The sequence below is a fragment of the Roseibaca calidilacus genome (assembly GCF_001517585.1).
Taxonomy (GTDB): domain Bacteria; phylum Pseudomonadota; class Alphaproteobacteria; order Rhodobacterales; family Rhodobacteraceae; genus Roseinatronobacter; species Roseinatronobacter calidilacus.
Window position 1 is genome coordinate 917,798 of the sequence record NZ_FBYC01000004.1, and the last position, 17,418, is coordinate 935,215.

The following is a 17,418-nucleotide window of genomic DNA, read 5'->3' on the forward strand; positions in this document are numbered from 1 at the left end:
CGGCGGGGAGACCCCGTAACGCCATGTTCGCCTCATAGTGTTAAACTTCGGTTTTATTCACCATCCTTCAAGTGTTTTTTTGGACAATCGCCGTCACGGAACGGTTCCACGCCCAAATAACGTCAGAAACGGTCCTTGCGGGCGCGCAATTCGGCAAAGCATTCGCCATCCGTTGCCCCGGCCATGCCAAGGGCGGCTTTCAGGCTAGGGTCTGCGGCGCGCAAAAACGGGTTGGTGGCCTTTTCCTCTGCCAATGTTGCAATGGCCATGGGCGCGGCTTCGCGGCGCATGTCATCAAAGCGCGCGATGCGCACGGCAAGCGCCGGGTTGGCGCCATCCACGCTTAGCGCAAAGGCCGCGTTGCCCGACAGGTAGTCATGCCCCGAACAGATGCGCGTAAGCTCTGGCAGGGCCATGAGCTTGGTCAAGCTGTGCCACATCTGCGCGGGCGTGCCTTCGAACAGCCGACCGCAGCCCAGCGCCATTAGGCTATCTGCGGTAAAGGCAAGCTGGCTGTCGGGGAAATGAAATGCGATATGGCCGTTTGTGTGGCCAGAGACATCGATCACGCGGGCCAGCTCTGTGCCGAAGGGAATCGTGTCGCCTTCTGCCAAGGCGTGGTCCAGAGGGGGCAGGCGGTGACGATCGGCCGCCGCGCCCCAAACGGTTGCCCCGGTTGCCGCGCGCAACTCTTCCACGCCGCCGATATGGTCGTGATGATGATGCGTGATAAAAATGTCGGACAGTGCCCAGCCCTTGGCCGTCAAGGCATCGTTGATGGGTGCGACCTCTGGCACATCGACAACGCCGGTGCGCCCGCTGGCGGGGTCGTGCAGCAGATAGGCGTAATTGTCGCTTAGGCAGCGCACTGCGTGCAAGGTAAGGGGCATGGCGTTTTCCGTCACTTGGGGTATGGTCAGTGTCAGGCTAGCGCGACAAAGCCGCGCTGCGCAACGAGGTCGGAATGCACCATGACGTGATCGCCCTGCGCGACTTCTATTACACGACATCGCTGGGGCGGGCCGCGCAAAAGGCCTTGCGTGACCAATGCCTGACCTGCTGGCCCGATATGAGCGGCAAGGACGTGGCCGGATTCGGCTTTGCCGTGCCGCTGTTGCGCCCTTGGCTGCCAAAGGCGCGGCGCGTCATCGCGCTGATGCCCGCGCAGCAAGGCGTCATGCATTGGCCCGCAGAGGCGGCGAACCATTCCGTTCTGACCGAGGAAACCAGTTGGCCGCTGGCCACCGATAGCATTGACCGGCTGGTCATGCTGCACGGGCTGGAAACCTGCGACCGGCCCGCCGCGCTTCTGGAAGAAGCTGCGCGCGTTTTGCGCATGGGCGGCGAGGCGCTGTTCATCCTGCCCAACCGCTCGGGCATGTGGGCGCGGCTGGATGGCACGCCTTTTGCGCTGGGGCGGCCCTATTCCTCTGGGCAGATAGCCACGCTGCTGCGTGACCACGGGTTCCAGATGCTGGACAATCGCAGTGCTCTGTTCTTCCCGCCGCGCAACACGCGGCGCTGGCTGCGATGGGCGATGTGGCTGGAACGGATCGGCCAGCGCATGGCGCGTTTGCGCGGTGGTGGCGTGCTGGTGGTGCGCGCGCGGCGGGCTGAAAGCAGCCCCGGAAACGGGCTGGCGATCAAGAACCGACGGCCCTTGCGCATTCTTGACGGGGTTGCGCAACCGGCGGGCACCCGACCGGCTTGGCGCGAGGGTGGCACCCCAAACCACAGAGGCCGCCACGAGCGATCCGCAGCGCCCGTCTGTGGCGCGCAATTGCCCGGATTTCAGGCGCAAGTCAGATGATAGCGCAAGCGCGTGGCAGATTGTCGCACCCAGGCCGCAGAATTCGACCCGGTTTGTCCATTCCGGGTGGCCTTGGCGGTTGCAGCATCACAAGCGCTCTGCTAAACCCGCGCCGATTTCACATGCCGTGACAGCGTTCACTCTTGGCAGCAGGCCAAGGCGCATGACGCGGTGCAACCAGATGGAAGGGTGGACGTGTCCGAACCAGCTTCGATCTCCTCCGGCATTGCCAAGCGCTATGCCACAGCCATTTTCGAGCTGTCGAAGGAATCCAAGGCGCTGAATGCGCTGGAAAAAGATGTTGACGCGTTGAAAGACGCGCTGGCAGACAGCGCCGAGTTGCGCAATCTGATCTCCTCCCCTGTTTACAGTCGTGACGATGTTTCCGCCGCAATTGGTGCGGTCGCGGCCAAAATGGGTCTGTCGCAGCCGGTTGCCGGTGGTCTGGGGCTGATGGCATCCAAGCGGCGCATGTTCGCATTGCCGCAGGTTCTGGCCGCGCTGCGTGCCATGATCGCGGATGAAAAAGGCGAAGTGACCGCAACTGTCACCTCTGCCAAGCCCTTGTCCAAGGCGCAGGAAGCCGAACTTGTGTCGGCGCTGAAAGCGCGCGTCGGCAAGGAGATCAAACTCGAAACATCCGTCGATGAAACGCTCATCGGCGGTCTTGTCATTAAGGTGGGCTCGCAAATGATCGACACGTCGATCCGCGCGCAGCTCTTGGCCCTCAAGAACAGCATGAAAGAGGTCGGATAAATGGGTATCCAAGCTGCTGAGATTTCTGCAATCCTGAAAGAGCAGATCAAGAACTTCGGTCAGGATGTCGAAGTCGCCGAAGTGGGCCGCGTGCTCTCTGTAGGCGACGGTATTGCCCGCGTGCATGGTCTGGACAATGTTCAGGCTGGCGAGATGGTCGAATTCCCCGGCGGTGTGCGCGGCATGGCGCTGAACCTTGAAGCCGACAACGTGGGTATCGTTATTTTCGGCGATGACCGCGGCATCAAGGAAGGCGACACAGTAAAGCGCACCAAGTCCATCGTGGACGTGCCGGTGGGCGACGAATTGCTGGGCCGCGTTGTCGATGGTCTGGGCAACCCGATTGATGGCAAGGGCGAAATCAAGACCACCAAGCGCTCGGTCGCGGATGTGAAAGCCCCCGGCATCATCCCGCGCAAATCGGTGCACGAGCCGATGGCAACCGGCCTGAAATCGGTGGACGCCATGATCCCGGTTGGCCGTGGCCAGCGCGAATTGATCATCGGTGACCGCCAGACGGGTAAAACCGCCGTGGCGCTGGACACGATCCTGAACCAGAAATCCTATAACGAAGCCGCTGGCGACGACGAAAGCAAAAAGCTTTACTGCGTCTATGTGGCCATCGGTCAGAAGCGGTCTACCGTGGCACAGCTGGTGAAGAAGCTGGAAGAAACCGGCGCGATCGACTATTCGATCGTGGTGGCAGCAACCGCATCCGACCCCGCGCCGATGCAGTTCTTGGCCCCTTATGCCGCGACCGCCATGGCAGAACATTTCCGCGACAATGGCCGTCACGCGCTGATCATCTACGATGACTTGTCGAAGCAGGCTGTGGCTTACCGTCAGATGTCGCTTCTGCTGCGCCGCCCGCCGGGCCGCGAAGCTTACCCGGGCGACGTGTTCTACCTGCACTCCCGCCTGCTGGAACGCTCGGCCAAGCTGAACGAAGATCACGGCGCAGGCTCGTTGACCGCGCTGCCGATCATCGAAACCCAAGGCGGCGACGTGTCGGCCTTTATTCCGACCAACGTGATCTCGATCACCGACGGCCAGATCTTCTTGGAAACCGAACTGTTCTACCAAGGTATCCGCCCGGCTGTGAACACCGGTCTGTCCGTGTCGCGCGTGGGCTCTTCGGCCCAAACCAACGCGATGAAATCGGTCGCAGGTCCGGTGAAGCTGGAACTGGCGCAGTACCGCGAAATGGCGGCCTTCGCGCAGTTCGGCTCTGACCTTGACGCCTCGACCCAGAAACTGCTGAACCGTGGCGCGCGCCTGACCGAGCTGATGAAGCAAGGCCAGTATTCGCCCATGACCAACGCGGAAATCGTCTGCGTGATCTATGCTGGCACGCAGGGCTATCTGGACAAGATCGCCGTGAAGGACGTGGGCCGCTATGAGGCTGGCCTGCTGGCGCATCTGCGTGGCAAGCACAAGGCGCTTCTGGACGACATGACCGTCAATGACCGCAAGGTGAAGGGCGAGCTGGAAGAGAAGATCCGCGCAGCACTCGACGAATTCGCGAAAGATTTCGCCTGAGGGCGGTGAGAGGACAAGCGTATGCCTAGCCTCAAGGACCTGAAAAACAGGATCTCCAGCGTCAAGTCGACGCGGAAGATCACCAAAGCCATGCAGATGGTCGCGGCGGCGAAACTTCGCCGCGCCCAAGATGCGGCGGAAGCCGCGCGCCCCTATGCCGACAAGATGGCAGATGTCGTCAACGGCCTTGCAGCTTCGGTTGCAGGGTCGGACACGGCTCCCAAGCTGCTGGCCGGCACCGGAAACGACAAAGTGCATCTGTTGGTCGTTATGACCGCAGAGCGCGGGTTGTGCGGTGGCTTCAATTCGTCCATTGTGAAACTGGCGCGTGTCCATGCCAACAAGCTGCTGTCAGACGGCAAGACCGTAAAGATCCTGACGGTTGGCAAGAAGGGCCGCGAACAGCTCAAGCGCGATCTTGGTGCGCATCTGGTCGCCCATATCGACCTGAGCGAGGTCAAGCGCGTCGGCTATGACAACGCGGCGGATGTGGCGAACAAGGTGTTCGACATGTTCGATGCGGGCGAATTCGACGTGGCGACGATCTTCTTTAACCGGTTCGAAAGCGTTATCAGCCAGATCCCGACCGCCACGCAGGTCATTCCTGCCGTGGTTCCCGAAGGGGCCGAAGCCAGCGCGCTTTATGACTATGAACCGTCCGAGGAAGCAATCCTCGCTGACCTGCTGCCGCGCGCAGTGACCACGCAGATCTTCACCGCTCTGTTGGAAAACGGCGCCTCTGAGCAGGGTGCGCGCATGTCCGCCATGGACAACGCAACCCGCAACGCAGGCGACATGATCGACCGGCTGACGACCGAGTATAACCGCTCGCGTCAGGCAGCGATCACCAAAGAGCTTATCGAGATCATTTCGGGCGCCGAAGCGCTCTGACGAACCCGGAGAAATAGACAATGGCTTCAAACGGCAAAATAGTGCAGGTCATCGGCGCTGTCGTCGACGTGCAGTTCGACGGCGAATTGCCCCCCATTCTGAACGCGCTGGAAACCGACAATAACGGCAAGCGGCTGGTGCTGGAAGTGGCGCAGCATTTGGGCGAAAGCACCGTGCGCACCATCGCCATGGACGCAACCGAAGGTCTGGTGCGCGGTCAGGCCGTGACCGACACGGGCGAGCCGATCATGGTGCCGGTGGGCGACGCCACGCTGGGCCGCATCCTGAACGTGGTAGGCGAACCCGTGGATGAAGGCGCACCGCTGGAAGCCGCTGAAAAGCGCGCCATCCACCAGCCTGCGCCCGGCTTTGCCGAGCAGTCGACGGAATCGGAAATCCTTGTTACCGGCATCAAGGTCATCGACCTGCTGGCGCCGTATTCCAAGGGCGGCAAGATCGGCCTGTTCGGTGGTGCTGGCGTGGGTAAAACCGTTCTCATCATGGAACTCATCAACAACATCGCGAAAGTGCATTCGGGCTTTTCGGTGTTCGCAGGTGTGGGCGAGCGGACCCGTGAGGGCAACGACCTGTATCACGAGATGATGGAATCGGGCGTTATCAACATCGACAACCTGTCGGAATCCAAGGTGGCGCTGGTCTATGGCCAGATGAACGAACCGCCCGGTGCGCGTGCGCGTGTGGCTCTGACCGGTCTGACGCTGGCAGAACAGTTCCGCGACCAGTCGGGCACGGACGTGTTGTTCTTCGTGGACAACATCTTCCGCTTCACGCAGGCAGGGTCTGAAGTGTCGGCACTTCTGGGCCGTATCCCGTCCGCTGTGGGCTACCAGCCGACGCTGGCCACCGATATGGGCGCGCTGCAAGAACGCATCACTTCGACCAAGGCCGGGTCCATCACCTCGGTGCAGGCAATCTATGTGCCTGCGGATGACTTGACCGACCCTGCGCCAGCAACCTCGTTTGCGCACCTTGACGCAACCACCGTGTTGAGCCGTGCGATCTCGGAACTGGGCATCTACCCGGCTGTGGACCCGCTCGATTCCAACTCGCGTATCCTCGACCCGCAGATCGTGGGTGAAGAACACTATCAGGTGGCCCGCGACGTTCAGGGTATCTTGCAGCGCTACAAGTCGCTTCAGGACATCATCGCCATTCTTGGCATGGACGAGCTGTCGGAAGAGGACAAGCTGACCGTGGCCCGCGCCCGGAAGATTCAGCGCTTCCTGTCGCAGCCCTTCGACGTGGCAAAGGTGTTCACCGGTTCTGACGGCATTCAGGTGCCGCTGGAGAAGACGATCGCGTCCTTCAAGGCCGTCGTTGCCGGCGAATACGACCACCTGCCGGAAGGCGCGTTCTACATGGTCGGTGATATCGACGATGTGATCGCCAAGGCAGAGAAGATGGCCGCTGCGGCCTAAGACGGGTCCGGGTTCGAGGGGCGGATCATACCGCCCCCGACCTGCCAAATGGAGGGCCGTATGGCTGATATGTTGCAATTCGATCTGGTCAGTCCAGAGCGCAAGCTGGCTTCGGGCAAGGCGCGGGCGGTGCAGATCCCCGGTGCCGATGGCGACTTGACCGCCATGCCCGACCACACGCCCACCATTACCACCCTGCGCCCCGGCGTTCTGGTGGTCGAAGGGGCGACCGGTGAGGAGCGTTTCGTCGTCACCGGCGGTTTCGCCGAAATCAGCCCAGAGGCGACGACGGTTCTGGCAGAACGCGCTTTCCCGGCGGCGGGCGCAGAGGCGCGCACAGCCTTGCAAGCCATTCTGGACGAGATGCGCACCAAGGCCGGTGCGGCATCGGGTGCGGAAAAAGACGCGTTGGACAAGACCGCCGATGATCTGGCAAAGGCGATAGAAGGGCTGTAACCCTTTGGTTCAAAACATGATCTGAAAAAGCCCGGTCTGAAAAGACCGGGCTTTCTTATTGGCGCGGCTCGGTCGGGCTGCGATCAGTCCAGCACGACCAAGGCGTGCCGTTTCTTGCCTGCCGATAGCTTCATCGGTGCGGCCAAGGCCTCTGCATCGACCATCTGACCGGCATCGCTGACCGCGGCGTCATTTGCCTTGGCGCCGCCCTCGGCAATCAGGCGTTTGGCTTCTTTGCCCGACGCGGCCAAGCCCGCACGCACGAAAAGCTGCGCCATGGACAACCCGTCGCCCAGATCGGCGGCGGACAGCGTTAGCGTCGGCAGATCGTCGCCTGCGCCACCCTTTTCGAACACTTCGCGGGCGGTGGCCTCTGCCGCCGCCGCCGCATCTGCCCCGTGACACAGCGTCGTCACCTCATTGGCAAGGATGATCTTCGCGGCATTGATCTCAGAGCCTTCCAACGCGCCCAGCCGGTCGCATTCCGCCACCGGCAATTCGGTGTAAAGCTTCAGGAAGCGGCCCACATCGGCATCGGTCGTGTTGCGCCAGAATTGCCAGAACTCATAGGGCGACAGCATATCCGCATTCAGCCAGATCGCCCCGCCCTGGGATTTGCCCATCTTGCGCCCATCCGATGTGGTCAGCAAAGGCGTGGTCAGCCCAAAGATCTGGCGGTCCGCCATTCGCCGGGCTAGGTCTATCCCATTGACGATATTGCCCCATTGGTCCGACCCGCCCATCTGCAACAGGCAGCCATGGCGGCGGTTGATTTCAACGAAATCATAGGCTTGCAAGATCATGTAGTTGAATTCGAGGAAGGACAGCGATTGCTCGCGGTCCAGCCGCGATTTCACGCTCTCGAAGCTCAGCATCCGGTTGACGGAGAAATGCCGCCCCACATCGCGCAGGAAATCAAGGTAGTTCAGACCGTCCAGCCATTCGGCATTATTCAGCATGATCGCGCCATCCGCGCTGTCATCATAGCGCAGGTATTTCGCAAAGACGGCCTGCATCCCGTTGATATTGCTGTCGATTGCAGCCGCATCCAACAAGGGGCGCTCGTCCGACCGAAACGACGGGTCGCCCACCTTGGTGGTGCCACCGCCCATCAGCGTAATCGGTTTATGCCCGGTTTTCTGGAACCAGCGCAGCAGCATAATGTTCAGCAAATGCCCCACATGCAGCGATTTCGCCGTCGCGTCATAGCCGATATAGGCGGGGACAACGCCTTTCAGCAAAGCCTCGTCCAGCCCTTGCAGATCGGTGCAATCGGCAAAAAAACCGCGCTCGACCAAGGTGATCAGGAAATCCGATTTCGGCGTGTAGGTCATTTTTACTTGTCCCGGACAACAGATTGCGCGTTTGATATACGCGTGGTGGTGCGTAAGGGAAAGGCCATGTTGAAACAACAGGTCACACGGGCCTTGGGGCTGATGTCGGGCACGTCGCTGGACGGTGTGGATGCTGCCGTGCTCGACACGGATGGCGAGGTTATCCATGGTTTCGGCCCGACCGCGTTTCGCCCCTATACGCCGCAGGAGCGTGCTGCGCTGTTTGCCGCGCAGGGGCTATGGCCGGGCGATCCGGGGGTAGAGCCGGTGGCCGAGTTGTTGGAAACCGCCCATGCCGAAGTGATGGCGCGGTTTTCGGACATTCAGATCGTGGGCTTTCACGGGCAGACCTTGGCGCATGACCCTGCCGGACGGCGCACGCATCAGGCCGGGTCGGGCGCGGTGCTGGCGATGGTGTCGGGCGTGCCGGTGGTGTGGGATTTTCGCAGCTCTGACATGCATTTGGGCGGGCAGGGCGCGCCCTTGGCCCCGTTCTACCATTTCGCGCTGGCCAAGTATCTGAAGGCTGACGCGCCCTTGGCCTTTCTGAACCTTGGGGGCGTCGGGAACCTGACCTATGTGGACCCAAGCCATGCCCGCCCCGAAGACCCCGGCGCGCTTTTGGCGTTTGACACGGGCGTTGCGAATGCGCCCATGGATGACCTGTGCCAAGCCCGGCTTGGCCAGCCGCGCGACGAAGGCGGCGCGCTGGCAGCCCAAGGCACCGCCGATGATGCGCTGGTCGCGGGTTATCTGGCCGAAGGATATTTCCGTCGCGTGCCGCCGAAATCGCTGGACCGGGACAATGATCTGATTGCCCGTGTTGCCCAGATGGGCACGCCCGATGCGCTGGCAACCTTGGCGGCCTGTGCGGCGGGGGCTGTCGCGGCGGCCTATGAGCATCTGCCGCAACCGCCCGCACGCTTGCTGGTCTGTGGCGGTGGGCGGCACAACCCCGAACTGATGCGCCGCATCGCCGGTCACGTTCCGTCCGAAGTGCTGCCGGTCGAGGCGGTGGGCCTGAACGGCGACATGCTGGAAGCGCAGGCCTTCGCGCATCTGGCGGTGCGCGTGGCGCGTGGCCTGCCAACATCTTGCCCCGGCACCACCGGGGTTGCCGCTGCCGTGGGCGGCGGGCAGATCAGCCATCCCTGATATATTTCAAGCCTGAAACTTTAGGCTTGAAATATTAGCCGGCCTGCCGCAGCATGCCTTAAGGAATCATGCAAGGCGGGGGGAGATATGCGCATTGCTTGTTTGGGCGGCGGGCCGGGGGGATTGTATTTTGCAATCTCGATGAAGCTGCGCAACCCCGCGCATGAGATCACCGTCTATGAGCGCAACCGCGCCGATGACACGTTTGGCTGGGGCGTGGTCCTGTCGGATGAAACGCTCGACAACCTTGCCGCCAATGACCCCATCAGCGCCGAAGCGATCCGCAGCCATTTCGCCTATTGGGATGACATTGCGCTGGTCAAATCGGGCCGGCGCGTTGTGTCCTCTGGCCACGGGTTTTGCGGCATCGGGCGCAAGCAAATGCTGCTTTTGTTGCAGGACCGTGCGCGCGAACTGGGCGTGAAACTTGTGTTCCAGACAGAGATTGCCAGCGCAGAGGATCTGGCCCGCACCCATGATCTGGTCGTGGCTTGCGACGGGTTGAATTCACGCACCCGCACGCAATTTGCCGATCATTTCCAGCCCGATATCGACCTGCGCGAATGCCCGTTCGTGTGGCTTGGCACGAAGCAGACCTTTTCCGACGCCTTCACCTTCATATTCGAGCAAACCGAACACGGCTGGATCTGGGCGCATGCCTACCAGTTCGACGACAGCACCGCGACTTTCATCGTGGAGTGTGCGCAGGCGACCTATGACGCCTTCGGCTTTGAACATATGAGCAAGGAAGACAGCATCGCCACTTGCGAGCGCATCTTCCGCGACCATCTGGGCGGCCACAGCCTGATGAGCAATGCGGGCCATATCCGCGGCTCTGCCTGGATACGCTTCCCCCGCGTGCTGTGCGAACGGTGGAGCAAGGACAATATTGTCCTCTTGGGCGATGCCGCAGCGACGGCGCATTTCTCTATCGGGTCGGGGACGAAACTGGCGCTGGAATCGGCGATTGCCTTGGCCGAATTGGTGCATACCGAAGCAGATTTGCAAGCCGCCTTCGCCAAATACGAATCCGAGCGCCGCTTGCAAGTGTTGCGCCTGCAATCGGCGGCGCGCAATTCTCTGGAATGGTTCGAACAGGTCGAACGCTACCTGCACATGGACCCGGTGCAACTGAACTATTCGCTGCTGACGCGCAGCCAGCGGATAAGCCATGAAAACCTGCGCGCGCGCGACAAGGGCTGGCTGGAAAGCGCCGAACGCTGGTTCCAGACCAGCGCGGGCGTGGCGACGGATGCGCCCTTGCGCGCGCCCATGTTCGCGCCCTTCCAACTGCGCGGCATGGCGCTGAAAAACCGCATCGTGGTGTCGCCCATGGCGCAATACAAGGCCGTGGATGGCTGCCCGACCGATTGGCACATGGTCCATTACGGTGCACGCGCCACGGGCGGGGCCGGGTTGGTATACACGGAAATGACCTGTGTGTCGGCTGAGGGGCGCATCACGCCGGGCTGTCCGGGGCTTTATGACCCCGCGCATGAAGCGGCATGGGCGCGAATTGTAGATTTCGTGCATGCCGACACTGACGCCAAGATCTGCGCGCAGATCGGGCATTCGGGGCGCAAAGGGTCGACCCGTTTGGGCTGGGACGGTATGGATACCCCCTTGCCCAATGGCAACTGGCCGGTCATGAGCGCGTCGGCCATTCCATGGGCCAAGGACAACCAGACCCCGTTTGAAATGACCGGGGCCGATATGGACCGGGTTTGCGCGCAATTCGTGGCCGCCGCAAGCATGGCCGCGCGCGCGGGCTTTGACATGCTGGAACTGCACGCAGCACACGGCTACCTGCTGTCCAGCTTCCTGTCGCCCGTGTCGAACATCCGCACCGATGCCTATGGCGGCAACCTGTCCAACCGCCTGCGCTACCCGCTGGAGGTGTTGCAGGCCGTGCGCGCGGTCTGGCCTGTCGAAAAGCCGCTATCCGTGCGGATCTCGGCCACCGATTGGGTGGGCGACGAGGGCGTGACCCCGTCAGAGGCCGTGGCGATTGCAAAAGCCTTCCACGCCGCCGGGGCCGACCTGATCGACGTGTCGGCGGGCCAAACCACGCCCAAGGCGCGGCCCGTCTATGGCCGCATGTTCCAGACACCGTTTTCCGACCGCATCCGCAACGAAGGGGGCATGGCGACCATGGCCGTAGGCAATATCTATGAGGCAGACCACGCCAATTCCATCCTTCTGGCGGGCCGGGCCGATCTGGTCGCCGTGGGCCGCCCGCATCTGGCCAACCCCAACTGGACCCTGCATGAGGCCGCCCGCATCGGTGACCGTGCCGCGCCCGACTGGCCCTTGCCCTATCTGGCAGGCCGCGACCAGGTGTGGCGGCTGGCTGACCGCGAGGCAGAGGTGTTGCGCGCATGACTGTGGCAGGCCGTCATATCGTGGTCACCGGGGGCGGCACGGGCGTGGGGCGCGCGCTTGCGCTGGCATTTGCCCATGCGGGCGCGCGCGTGACAGTCATGGGGCGGCGTGAAGCCCCCCTGCGAGAGGTCGCGCGCCAACACAGAGAGATTGGCTATGTAACCTGCGACGTGACCGACCGCGCCTCTGTCGGGGCCGCGTTTGCCCAAGCGCGCGGCCTGAATGGCGCGGTCACGGTGGCGGTGGCCAATGCCGGGGCGGCTGAAAGCGTGCCCTTTTCGCGCATGACCCCCGACCACCTGAACGATATGCTGGCGGTCAATCTGGTCGGCGTGGTCAACACATGGCAGGCCGCGTTAGACGGTATGAAGGCCGAGGGCTGGGGGCGCTGCATTGCCATCGCCTCTACCGCCGGGTTGAAGGGGTATGCCTATGCCAGCGCCTATGCGGCGGCAAAACATGCCGTGGTGGGGCTGACCCGGTCGCTGGCGCTGGAACTGGGGCAAAGCGGCGTGACCGCGAATGCAATTTGCCCCGGTTTCATTGAAACGCCGCTGCTAGAGCGGTCGGTCGAGAACATTACTGCCAAGACCGGCCTGAGCGTGGACGATGCCCGCGCCAGCCTGATCGCCGCCAACCCGCAAAGGCGATTCATCCAGCCCGACGAAGTGGCGGGGGCGGCACTGTGGCTGTGCTCTGACGCGGCGGCGTCGGTCAATGGGCATGCCCTTAGCCTGTCGGGGGGAGAGATATGAGCCAAACACGTCCCCAAGCCTTGGAACCCTTGTCGAAAGACCGCCTGCGCCTGTGGCTGCGGTTGCTGAAAGTGACCGGCCATGTCGAAAGCGAATTGCGCCGCCGCCTGCGCGCCGATCACGCCACAACCCTGCCGCGCTTCGATGTCATGGCGGCGCTGGCGCGTCACCCCAAGGGGCTGCGTATGAGCGACTTGTCCGAATTTCTGCGCGTCTCGAACGGGAATGTGACGGGCATTGTCGACCGGCTGACCGAAGAAGGGCTGGCGCTGCGTGTCGCCGTCGAAGGCGACCGGCGCGCGCAACTGGCCCGGCTGACGCCTGCGGGCGAAGCCGCCTTTGCCAAGCTTGCCGCCGCGCATGAAGCGTGGGTGAACGACCTGCTGGGCGCGCTGGACGGCCCGATGCTGGAACAGGCGTTCGACCTGCTGACCCACATAGAAACCCGCGAAAAGGACCGGCCATGAACGACGCGCCAGAGCATTTCCTGTGCGAGGTGACAGATGGCATTGCCCGCCTGCGCCTGAACCGCCCCGAGCGCAAGAACCCGCTGACCTTTGAAAGCTACGCAGAATTGCGCGACTGGTTCCGCGCGCTGCCATACCGCGACGATGTGCATGCCGTGGTCATCCTGCCCAATGGTGGCAATTTCAGTTCCGGCGGGGATGTGCATGACATTATCGGCCCGCTGACGCGGATGGGCATGAAAGACCTGCTGGCCTTCACCCGCATGACCGGCGATCTGGTCAAGGCCATGCTGGGCTGCCAGAAGCCTATCATCGCGGGTGTCGATGGGGTTTGTGCCGGTGCGGGCGCGATCCTCGCCATGGCAAGCGATCTGCGCATCGGCACGGCCGATGCCAAGGTCGCCTTCCTGTTTAACCGTGTGGGGCTTGCGGGCTGCGACATGGGCGCTTGTGCCATGCTGCCGCGGCTGATTGGGCAGGGGCGCGCGGCGGAACTGCTGTATTCGGGGCGCTCCATGTCGGCGGATGAAGGGCTATCATGGGGCTTTTTCAACAAGTTAAGCGACGATCTTGAAGTAGAATGCATGGATTGGGCCGCGCGTATTGCCGCTGGCCCAACCTTTGCCAATGCCATGACCAAGACAATGCTGGCGCAGGAATGGTCCATGTCGCTGGAACAGGCGATTGAATCGGAAGCGCAAGCGCAAGCCATCTGCATGCAGGGCAACGATTTTCGCCGCGCCTATGACGCATTTGCCGCCAAGCGCAAACCGGTGTTCGAGGGGGATTGATGGCGGATCGCACCTTCCTTGACTGGCCGTTTTTCGACCCGCACCACCGCGATTTCGCCGCGCGGCTGGATGACTGGGCTGCGGGCGAGCTGGCAGGCATTGACCATGCCGATACAGATGCCGCGTGCCGTGCCTTGGTCACGGCATTGGGGCAGGGTGGCTGGCTACAGCATTCCGCATCAGAGAAGGGCGTTCTGGACCTGCGCGCCCTGTGCCTGACGCGCGAAACCTTGGCGCGCCATGACGGCTTGGCAGATTTCGCCTTTGCCATGCAAGGGTTGGGGACGGGGGCGATTACCCTGTTCGGCAGCGCCGCGCAGAAAGCCGACTGGTTGCCGCGCACCCGCGCAGGCCATGCAATTGCGGCTTTTGCGCTGACCGAACCGGGGTCCGGGTCGGACGTGGCCAATGGCACGCTGTCCGCTATCCGCGACGGCGACGATTACATCCTGAACGGCGAGAAGACATGGATCTCCAATGGTGGGATTGCCGATGTCTACACGCTCTTTGCCCGGACTGGCGGCGCACCGGGCGCACGGGGGCTGTCCGCCTTTATCGTCACGCCCGACATGCAAGGCTTTGCCGTGGCCGAACGGCTGCACACGATCGCGCCGCACCCATTGGCGACCTTGCGTCTGACAGATTGCCGCGTGCCGGCCCACGCCATGATCGGCGCGCCGGGGCAGGGGTTCAAGATTGCCATGTCGGTGCTGGATGTGTTCCGCACCAGTGTCGCCGCCGCGGCCTTGGGCTTTGCCCGCCGCGCGCTGGACGAGGCCTTGACCCGCGTCACCACCCGCCATGTGCAGGGCGCGCCGTTGATAGACCTGCAAATGGTGCAAGGCCATATTGCCGATATGGCGCTGGACGTGGATGCAAGCGCGCTTCTGACCTACCGCGCGGCATGGACCAAGGACATGGGCGCGCCGCGTGTCACCCGCGAGGCGGCGATGGCCAAGCTATATGCCACCGAGTCTGCGCAGCAGGTCATTGACCGCGCCGTGCAACTGCATGGTGGTGATGGGGTGCGCAGCGGGCAGATGGTGGAACGGCTATACCGCGACATCCGGGCTTTGCGCATATACGAGGGCGCAAGTGATGTTCAGCGCGTGATTATCGCGCGGCAGGCAGTGGAGGGGCATCATGGCTGACCCTTACGATCCGGCGCGTGAAGGCGCGCAAATGGCGTTCGACGGGCGCATGTCCTATGCCGACTATCTGCGGTTGGACAAGGTTCTGTCCGCGCAGGCTCCGATTTCGGACGCGCATGATGAAATGCTGTTCATCATCCAGCACCAGACATCCGAATTGTGGATGAAGCTGATGCTGTCCGAACTGGACGCCGCGCGCACCCATCTGGCGCAGGACCAGCTTGCGCCCGCGTTGAAAATGCTGGCCCGCGTGGCGCGGATCATGGAGCAGCTCAATTCCGCATGGGACGTTTTGCGCACCATGACGCCATCGGATTACACCACGTTTCGCGCGCGTTTGGGACAATCCAGCGGGTTTCAGTCCTGGCAATACCGGATGGTCGAATTCCGGCTGGGCAACCGTAACCCGGCGATGATGCGCCCGCATGCGCATGTGCCAGCGGTGCACGCGGCGTTGCAGGCGGAACTGGCGCGGCCCTGTCTGTATCAGACGGTGCTGGGGGTTGCGGTGCGCATGGGCCATGCGCTGCCCAAAACGGCGCTTGCCCCGCGCCAGACACCCACACCAAGCTTGCCAGAGGTGCAGGCGCTTTGGGCCAAGGTCTACCGCGACCCGGCGGCGCATTGGGCGCTTTACGAGTTGGCCGAGAAACTGGTTGATCTGGAAGATTACTTCCGCCGCTGGCGGTTTAACCATGTCACCACGGTCGAGCGTGTGATCGGTCTGAAAATGGGCACCGGCGGCACCGGCGGCACCAGCTATCTGCGCCGGATGTTGGACGTGGTGCTGTTTCCCGAATTGTGGAATGTGAGGACAGAGCTATGACGGACCTGCGCCCCTCTGCCCATACTGACAGCTTTGCGCGCGATGCCTTGCCCCCGCGCGAGCAATGGCCGGATCTGGTTCTGGACGGGTTCGACTACCCCGACCGGCTGAACGCGGCGGTAGAGCTGACTGATGCCATGGTCGCGCGCGGGTTTGGCGACCATACCGCGCTTGTGGGCAATGGGCGGCGGCGCACCTACAAGGAACTGACCGACTGGACCAACCGTTTGGCGCATGTGCTGGTCGCGGATCTGGGCATAAAGCCCGGCAACCGTGTGCTGATCCGGTCCGCCAACAACCCCGCAATGGTGGCCTGTTGGCTGGCCGCGACCAAGGCGGGCGCGGTTGTGGTCAATACCATGCCAATGCTGCGCGCGGGCGAATTGGCGAAATATATCGACAAGGCCGAAATTGAATTCGCGCTATGCGACACGCGGTTAATGGATGAAATGACGGCCTGCGCCGCGCAAAGCCAGTATCTGAAAACCGTTGTCGGGTTTGACGGCACATCCAACCATGACGCCGATCTGGACCGCATGGCGCTGGAAAAGCCGGTGCGGTTCACGGCGGTCGAAACCGCCCAAGACGATGTGGCGCTGCTGGGTTTCACCTCTGGCTCGACCGGAGAGCCGAAGGCGACGATGCATTTTCACCGCGATATCCTGATAATCGCCGACGCCTATGCGCGCGAGGTGTTGCAGGTCACGCCGGATGATGTGTTCGTCGGCTCGCCGCCCTTGGCGTTCACCTTCGGGCTTGGGGGGCTGGCGGTGTTTCCGTTGCGGTTTGGCGCAAGTGCTGTGCTGCTGGAAAACGCCTCTCCGCCGAACCTGATAGAGATCATCACCCGCTACCGCGCCACGATCTGCTTTACCGCGCCCACAGCCTATCGGGTGATGCTGCGCGCCATGGCGGATGGGGCGGACCTGTCCAGCCTGCGCATTGCCGTGTCGGCGGGCGAAACCCTGCCCGCGCCGGTCTATGACGATTGGCTGCGCGCCACGGGCAAGCCCATGTTGGACGGGATCGGGGCCACGGAAATGCTGCATATCTTCCTGTCGAACCGGCTGGAGGACCACCGCCCCGCCTGCACCGGCAAACCCGTGCGGGGTTACAGCGCCTGCGTGGTCGATGCGGCGGGCAACCCCGTGCCCCCCGGCACCATGGGGCGGCTGGCGGTGCGCGGGCCAACTGGCTGTCGCTACCTGAGTGATGCGCGACAGGCCAGTTATGTCCAGAATGGCTGGAACATTACCGGCGATACGTTCGTGATGGATGATGACGGCTATTTCCACTTTGCCGCGCGCAATGACGATATCATCCTGTCCGCTGGCTACAACATTGCCGGGCCAGAGGTGGAGGCCGCGCTGCTGGCCCACGCCGCCGTGGCCGAATGCGCCGTCATCAGCGCACCGGACCCGGAGCGCGGCGCGCTGGTCGAGGCGCATGTGGTGCTGGCCGAAGGCCATAACCCCGGCCCCGACATGGCCCGCGCGCTGCAAGAGCATGTCAAAGCCAGTATCGCACCCTTTAAATACCCGCGCAGCGTGGTGTTTGCAGACAGCCTGCCCAAGACACCGACGGGCAAGATTCAACGCTTTCGCATAGCGCCGGTGCATGGCGCGACGATCAAGGATTGACCACCGCGCGGCCAAGGCCGCAATCT

16 protein-coding genes are annotated in these 17,418 nt (G+C 62.7%); 14 read left to right on the forward strand and 2 right to left on the reverse strand.

The annotated features are described in order from the left end of the window. Positions 1–122: 122 nt before the first annotated feature. A complete protein-coding gene (gene gloB, locus AWT76_RS08005; protein WP_072245886.1) occupies positions 123–890 on the reverse strand; it encodes a hydroxyacylglutathione hydrolase in 768 nt (255 codons plus the stop codon). A 74-nt stretch (positions 891–964) separates the two neighbouring features. Between gloB and AWT76_RS08010 the strand changes: the two genes are divergently transcribed. The 6 genes from AWT76_RS08010 to atpC all read left to right on the forward strand — a co-directional run bounded on the left by AWT76_RS08010 (position 965) and on the right by atpC (position 6,891). Beyond that, positions 965–1,810 carry a methyltransferase domain-containing protein gene (locus AWT76_RS08010; protein ID WP_072245887.1) on the forward strand — a complete coding sequence of 282 codons (846 nt, stop codon included), beginning with the start codon at positions 965–967 and terminating at the stop codon, positions 1,808–1,810. Positions 1,811–2,005: 195 nt separating this feature from the next. Further along, entirely contained in the window at positions 2,006–2,566 is a 561-nt protein-coding gene (locus AWT76_RS08015; RefSeq protein ID WP_072245888.1) for a F0F1 ATP synthase subunit delta, read from the forward strand. Continuing rightward, a complete protein-coding gene (atpA, locus tag AWT76_RS08020; protein ID WP_072245889.1) occupies positions 2,567–4,105 on the forward strand; it encodes a F0F1 ATP synthase subunit alpha in 1,539 nt (512 codons plus the stop codon). It abuts the gene before it with no gap. Between the two features lie 21 nt (positions 4,106–4,126). Beyond that, positions 4,127–4,996 carry a F0F1 ATP synthase subunit gamma gene (locus AWT76_RS08025; RefSeq protein ID WP_072245890.1) on the forward strand — a complete coding sequence of 290 codons (870 nt, stop codon included), beginning with the start codon at positions 4,127–4,129 and terminating at the stop codon, positions 4,994–4,996. A 20-nt stretch (positions 4,997–5,016) separates the two neighbouring features. Then, entirely contained in the window at positions 5,017–6,435 is a 1,419-nt protein-coding gene (atpD, locus tag AWT76_RS08030; protein WP_072245891.1) for a F0F1 ATP synthase subunit beta, read from the forward strand. A gap of 60 nt (positions 6,436–6,495) precedes the next feature. After that, on the forward strand, positions 6,496–6,891 hold the full coding sequence (gene atpC, locus AWT76_RS08035; RefSeq protein WP_072245892.1) for an ATP synthase F1 subunit epsilon: 396 nt from the start codon (positions 6,496–6,498) through the stop codon (positions 6,889–6,891). Between the two features lie 83 nt (positions 6,892–6,974). On the opposite strand, the gene tyrS is transcribed toward atpC, so the two are convergent. Beyond that, positions 6,975–8,225: a tyrosine--tRNA ligase gene (gene tyrS / locus AWT76_RS08040; RefSeq protein ID WP_072245893.1), complete on the reverse strand. Its 1,251-nt coding sequence runs from the start codon at positions 8,223–8,225 to the stop codon at positions 6,975–6,977. A 66-nt stretch (positions 8,226–8,291) separates the two neighbouring features. Between tyrS and AWT76_RS08045 the strand changes: the two genes are divergently transcribed. The 8 genes from AWT76_RS08045 to AWT76_RS08080 all read left to right on the forward strand — a co-directional run bounded on the left by AWT76_RS08045 (position 8,292) and on the right by AWT76_RS08080 (position 17,392). Then, complete coding sequence (locus AWT76_RS08045; RefSeq protein WP_072245894.1) at positions 8,292–9,380, forward strand: anhydro-N-acetylmuramic acid kinase; 1,089 nt, start codon at positions 8,292–8,294, stop codon at positions 9,378–9,380. An 87-nt stretch (positions 9,381–9,467) separates the two neighbouring features. Continuing rightward, positions 9,468–11,762 (forward strand): bifunctional salicylyl-CoA 5-hydroxylase/oxidoreductase, encoded by a 2,295-nt coding sequence (locus AWT76_RS08050; protein WP_072245895.1) that lies wholly within the window; start codon positions 9,468–9,470, stop codon positions 11,760–11,762. Further along, the gene (locus AWT76_RS08055; RefSeq protein WP_072245896.1) at positions 11,759–12,517 is read left to right on the forward strand and encodes an SDR family NAD(P)-dependent oxidoreductase; all 759 of its coding nucleotides are present in this window, start codon (positions 11,759–11,761) and stop codon (positions 12,515–12,517) included. The genes AWT76_RS08050 and AWT76_RS08055 overlap by 4 nt, the downstream gene beginning before the upstream one ends. Beyond that, positions 12,514–12,984, forward strand: coding sequence for a MarR family winged helix-turn-helix transcriptional regulator (locus tag AWT76_RS08060; protein ID WP_072245897.1), 471 nt, complete (start codon positions 12,514–12,516; stop codon positions 12,982–12,984). The genes AWT76_RS08055 and AWT76_RS08060 overlap by 4 nt, the downstream gene beginning before the upstream one ends. Further along, the gene (locus tag AWT76_RS08065) at positions 12,981–13,775 is read left to right on the forward strand and encodes an enoyl-CoA hydratase family protein (RefSeq protein ID WP_072245898.1); all 795 of its coding nucleotides are present in this window, start codon (positions 12,981–12,983) and stop codon (positions 13,773–13,775) included. Before AWT76_RS08060 ends, AWT76_RS08065 begins: the two co-directional genes overlap by 4 nt. Beyond that, positions 13,775–14,926, forward strand: a complete 1,152-nt coding sequence (locus AWT76_RS08070; RefSeq protein ID WP_072245899.1) for an acyl-CoA dehydrogenase family protein — start codon at positions 13,775–13,777, stop codon at positions 14,924–14,926. The genes AWT76_RS08065 and AWT76_RS08070 overlap by 1 nt, the downstream gene beginning before the upstream one ends. Then, positions 14,919–15,752, forward strand: coding sequence for a tryptophan 2,3-dioxygenase (locus tag AWT76_RS08075; protein WP_072245900.1), 834 nt, complete (start codon positions 14,919–14,921; stop codon positions 15,750–15,752). Before AWT76_RS08070 ends, AWT76_RS08075 begins: the two co-directional genes overlap by 8 nt. After that, on the forward strand, positions 15,749–17,392 hold the full coding sequence (locus tag AWT76_RS08080; protein WP_072245901.1) for an AMP-binding protein: 1,644 nt from the start codon (positions 15,749–15,751) through the stop codon (positions 17,390–17,392). Before AWT76_RS08075 ends, AWT76_RS08080 begins: the two co-directional genes overlap by 4 nt. Positions 17,393–17,418 lie beyond the last annotated feature (26 nt).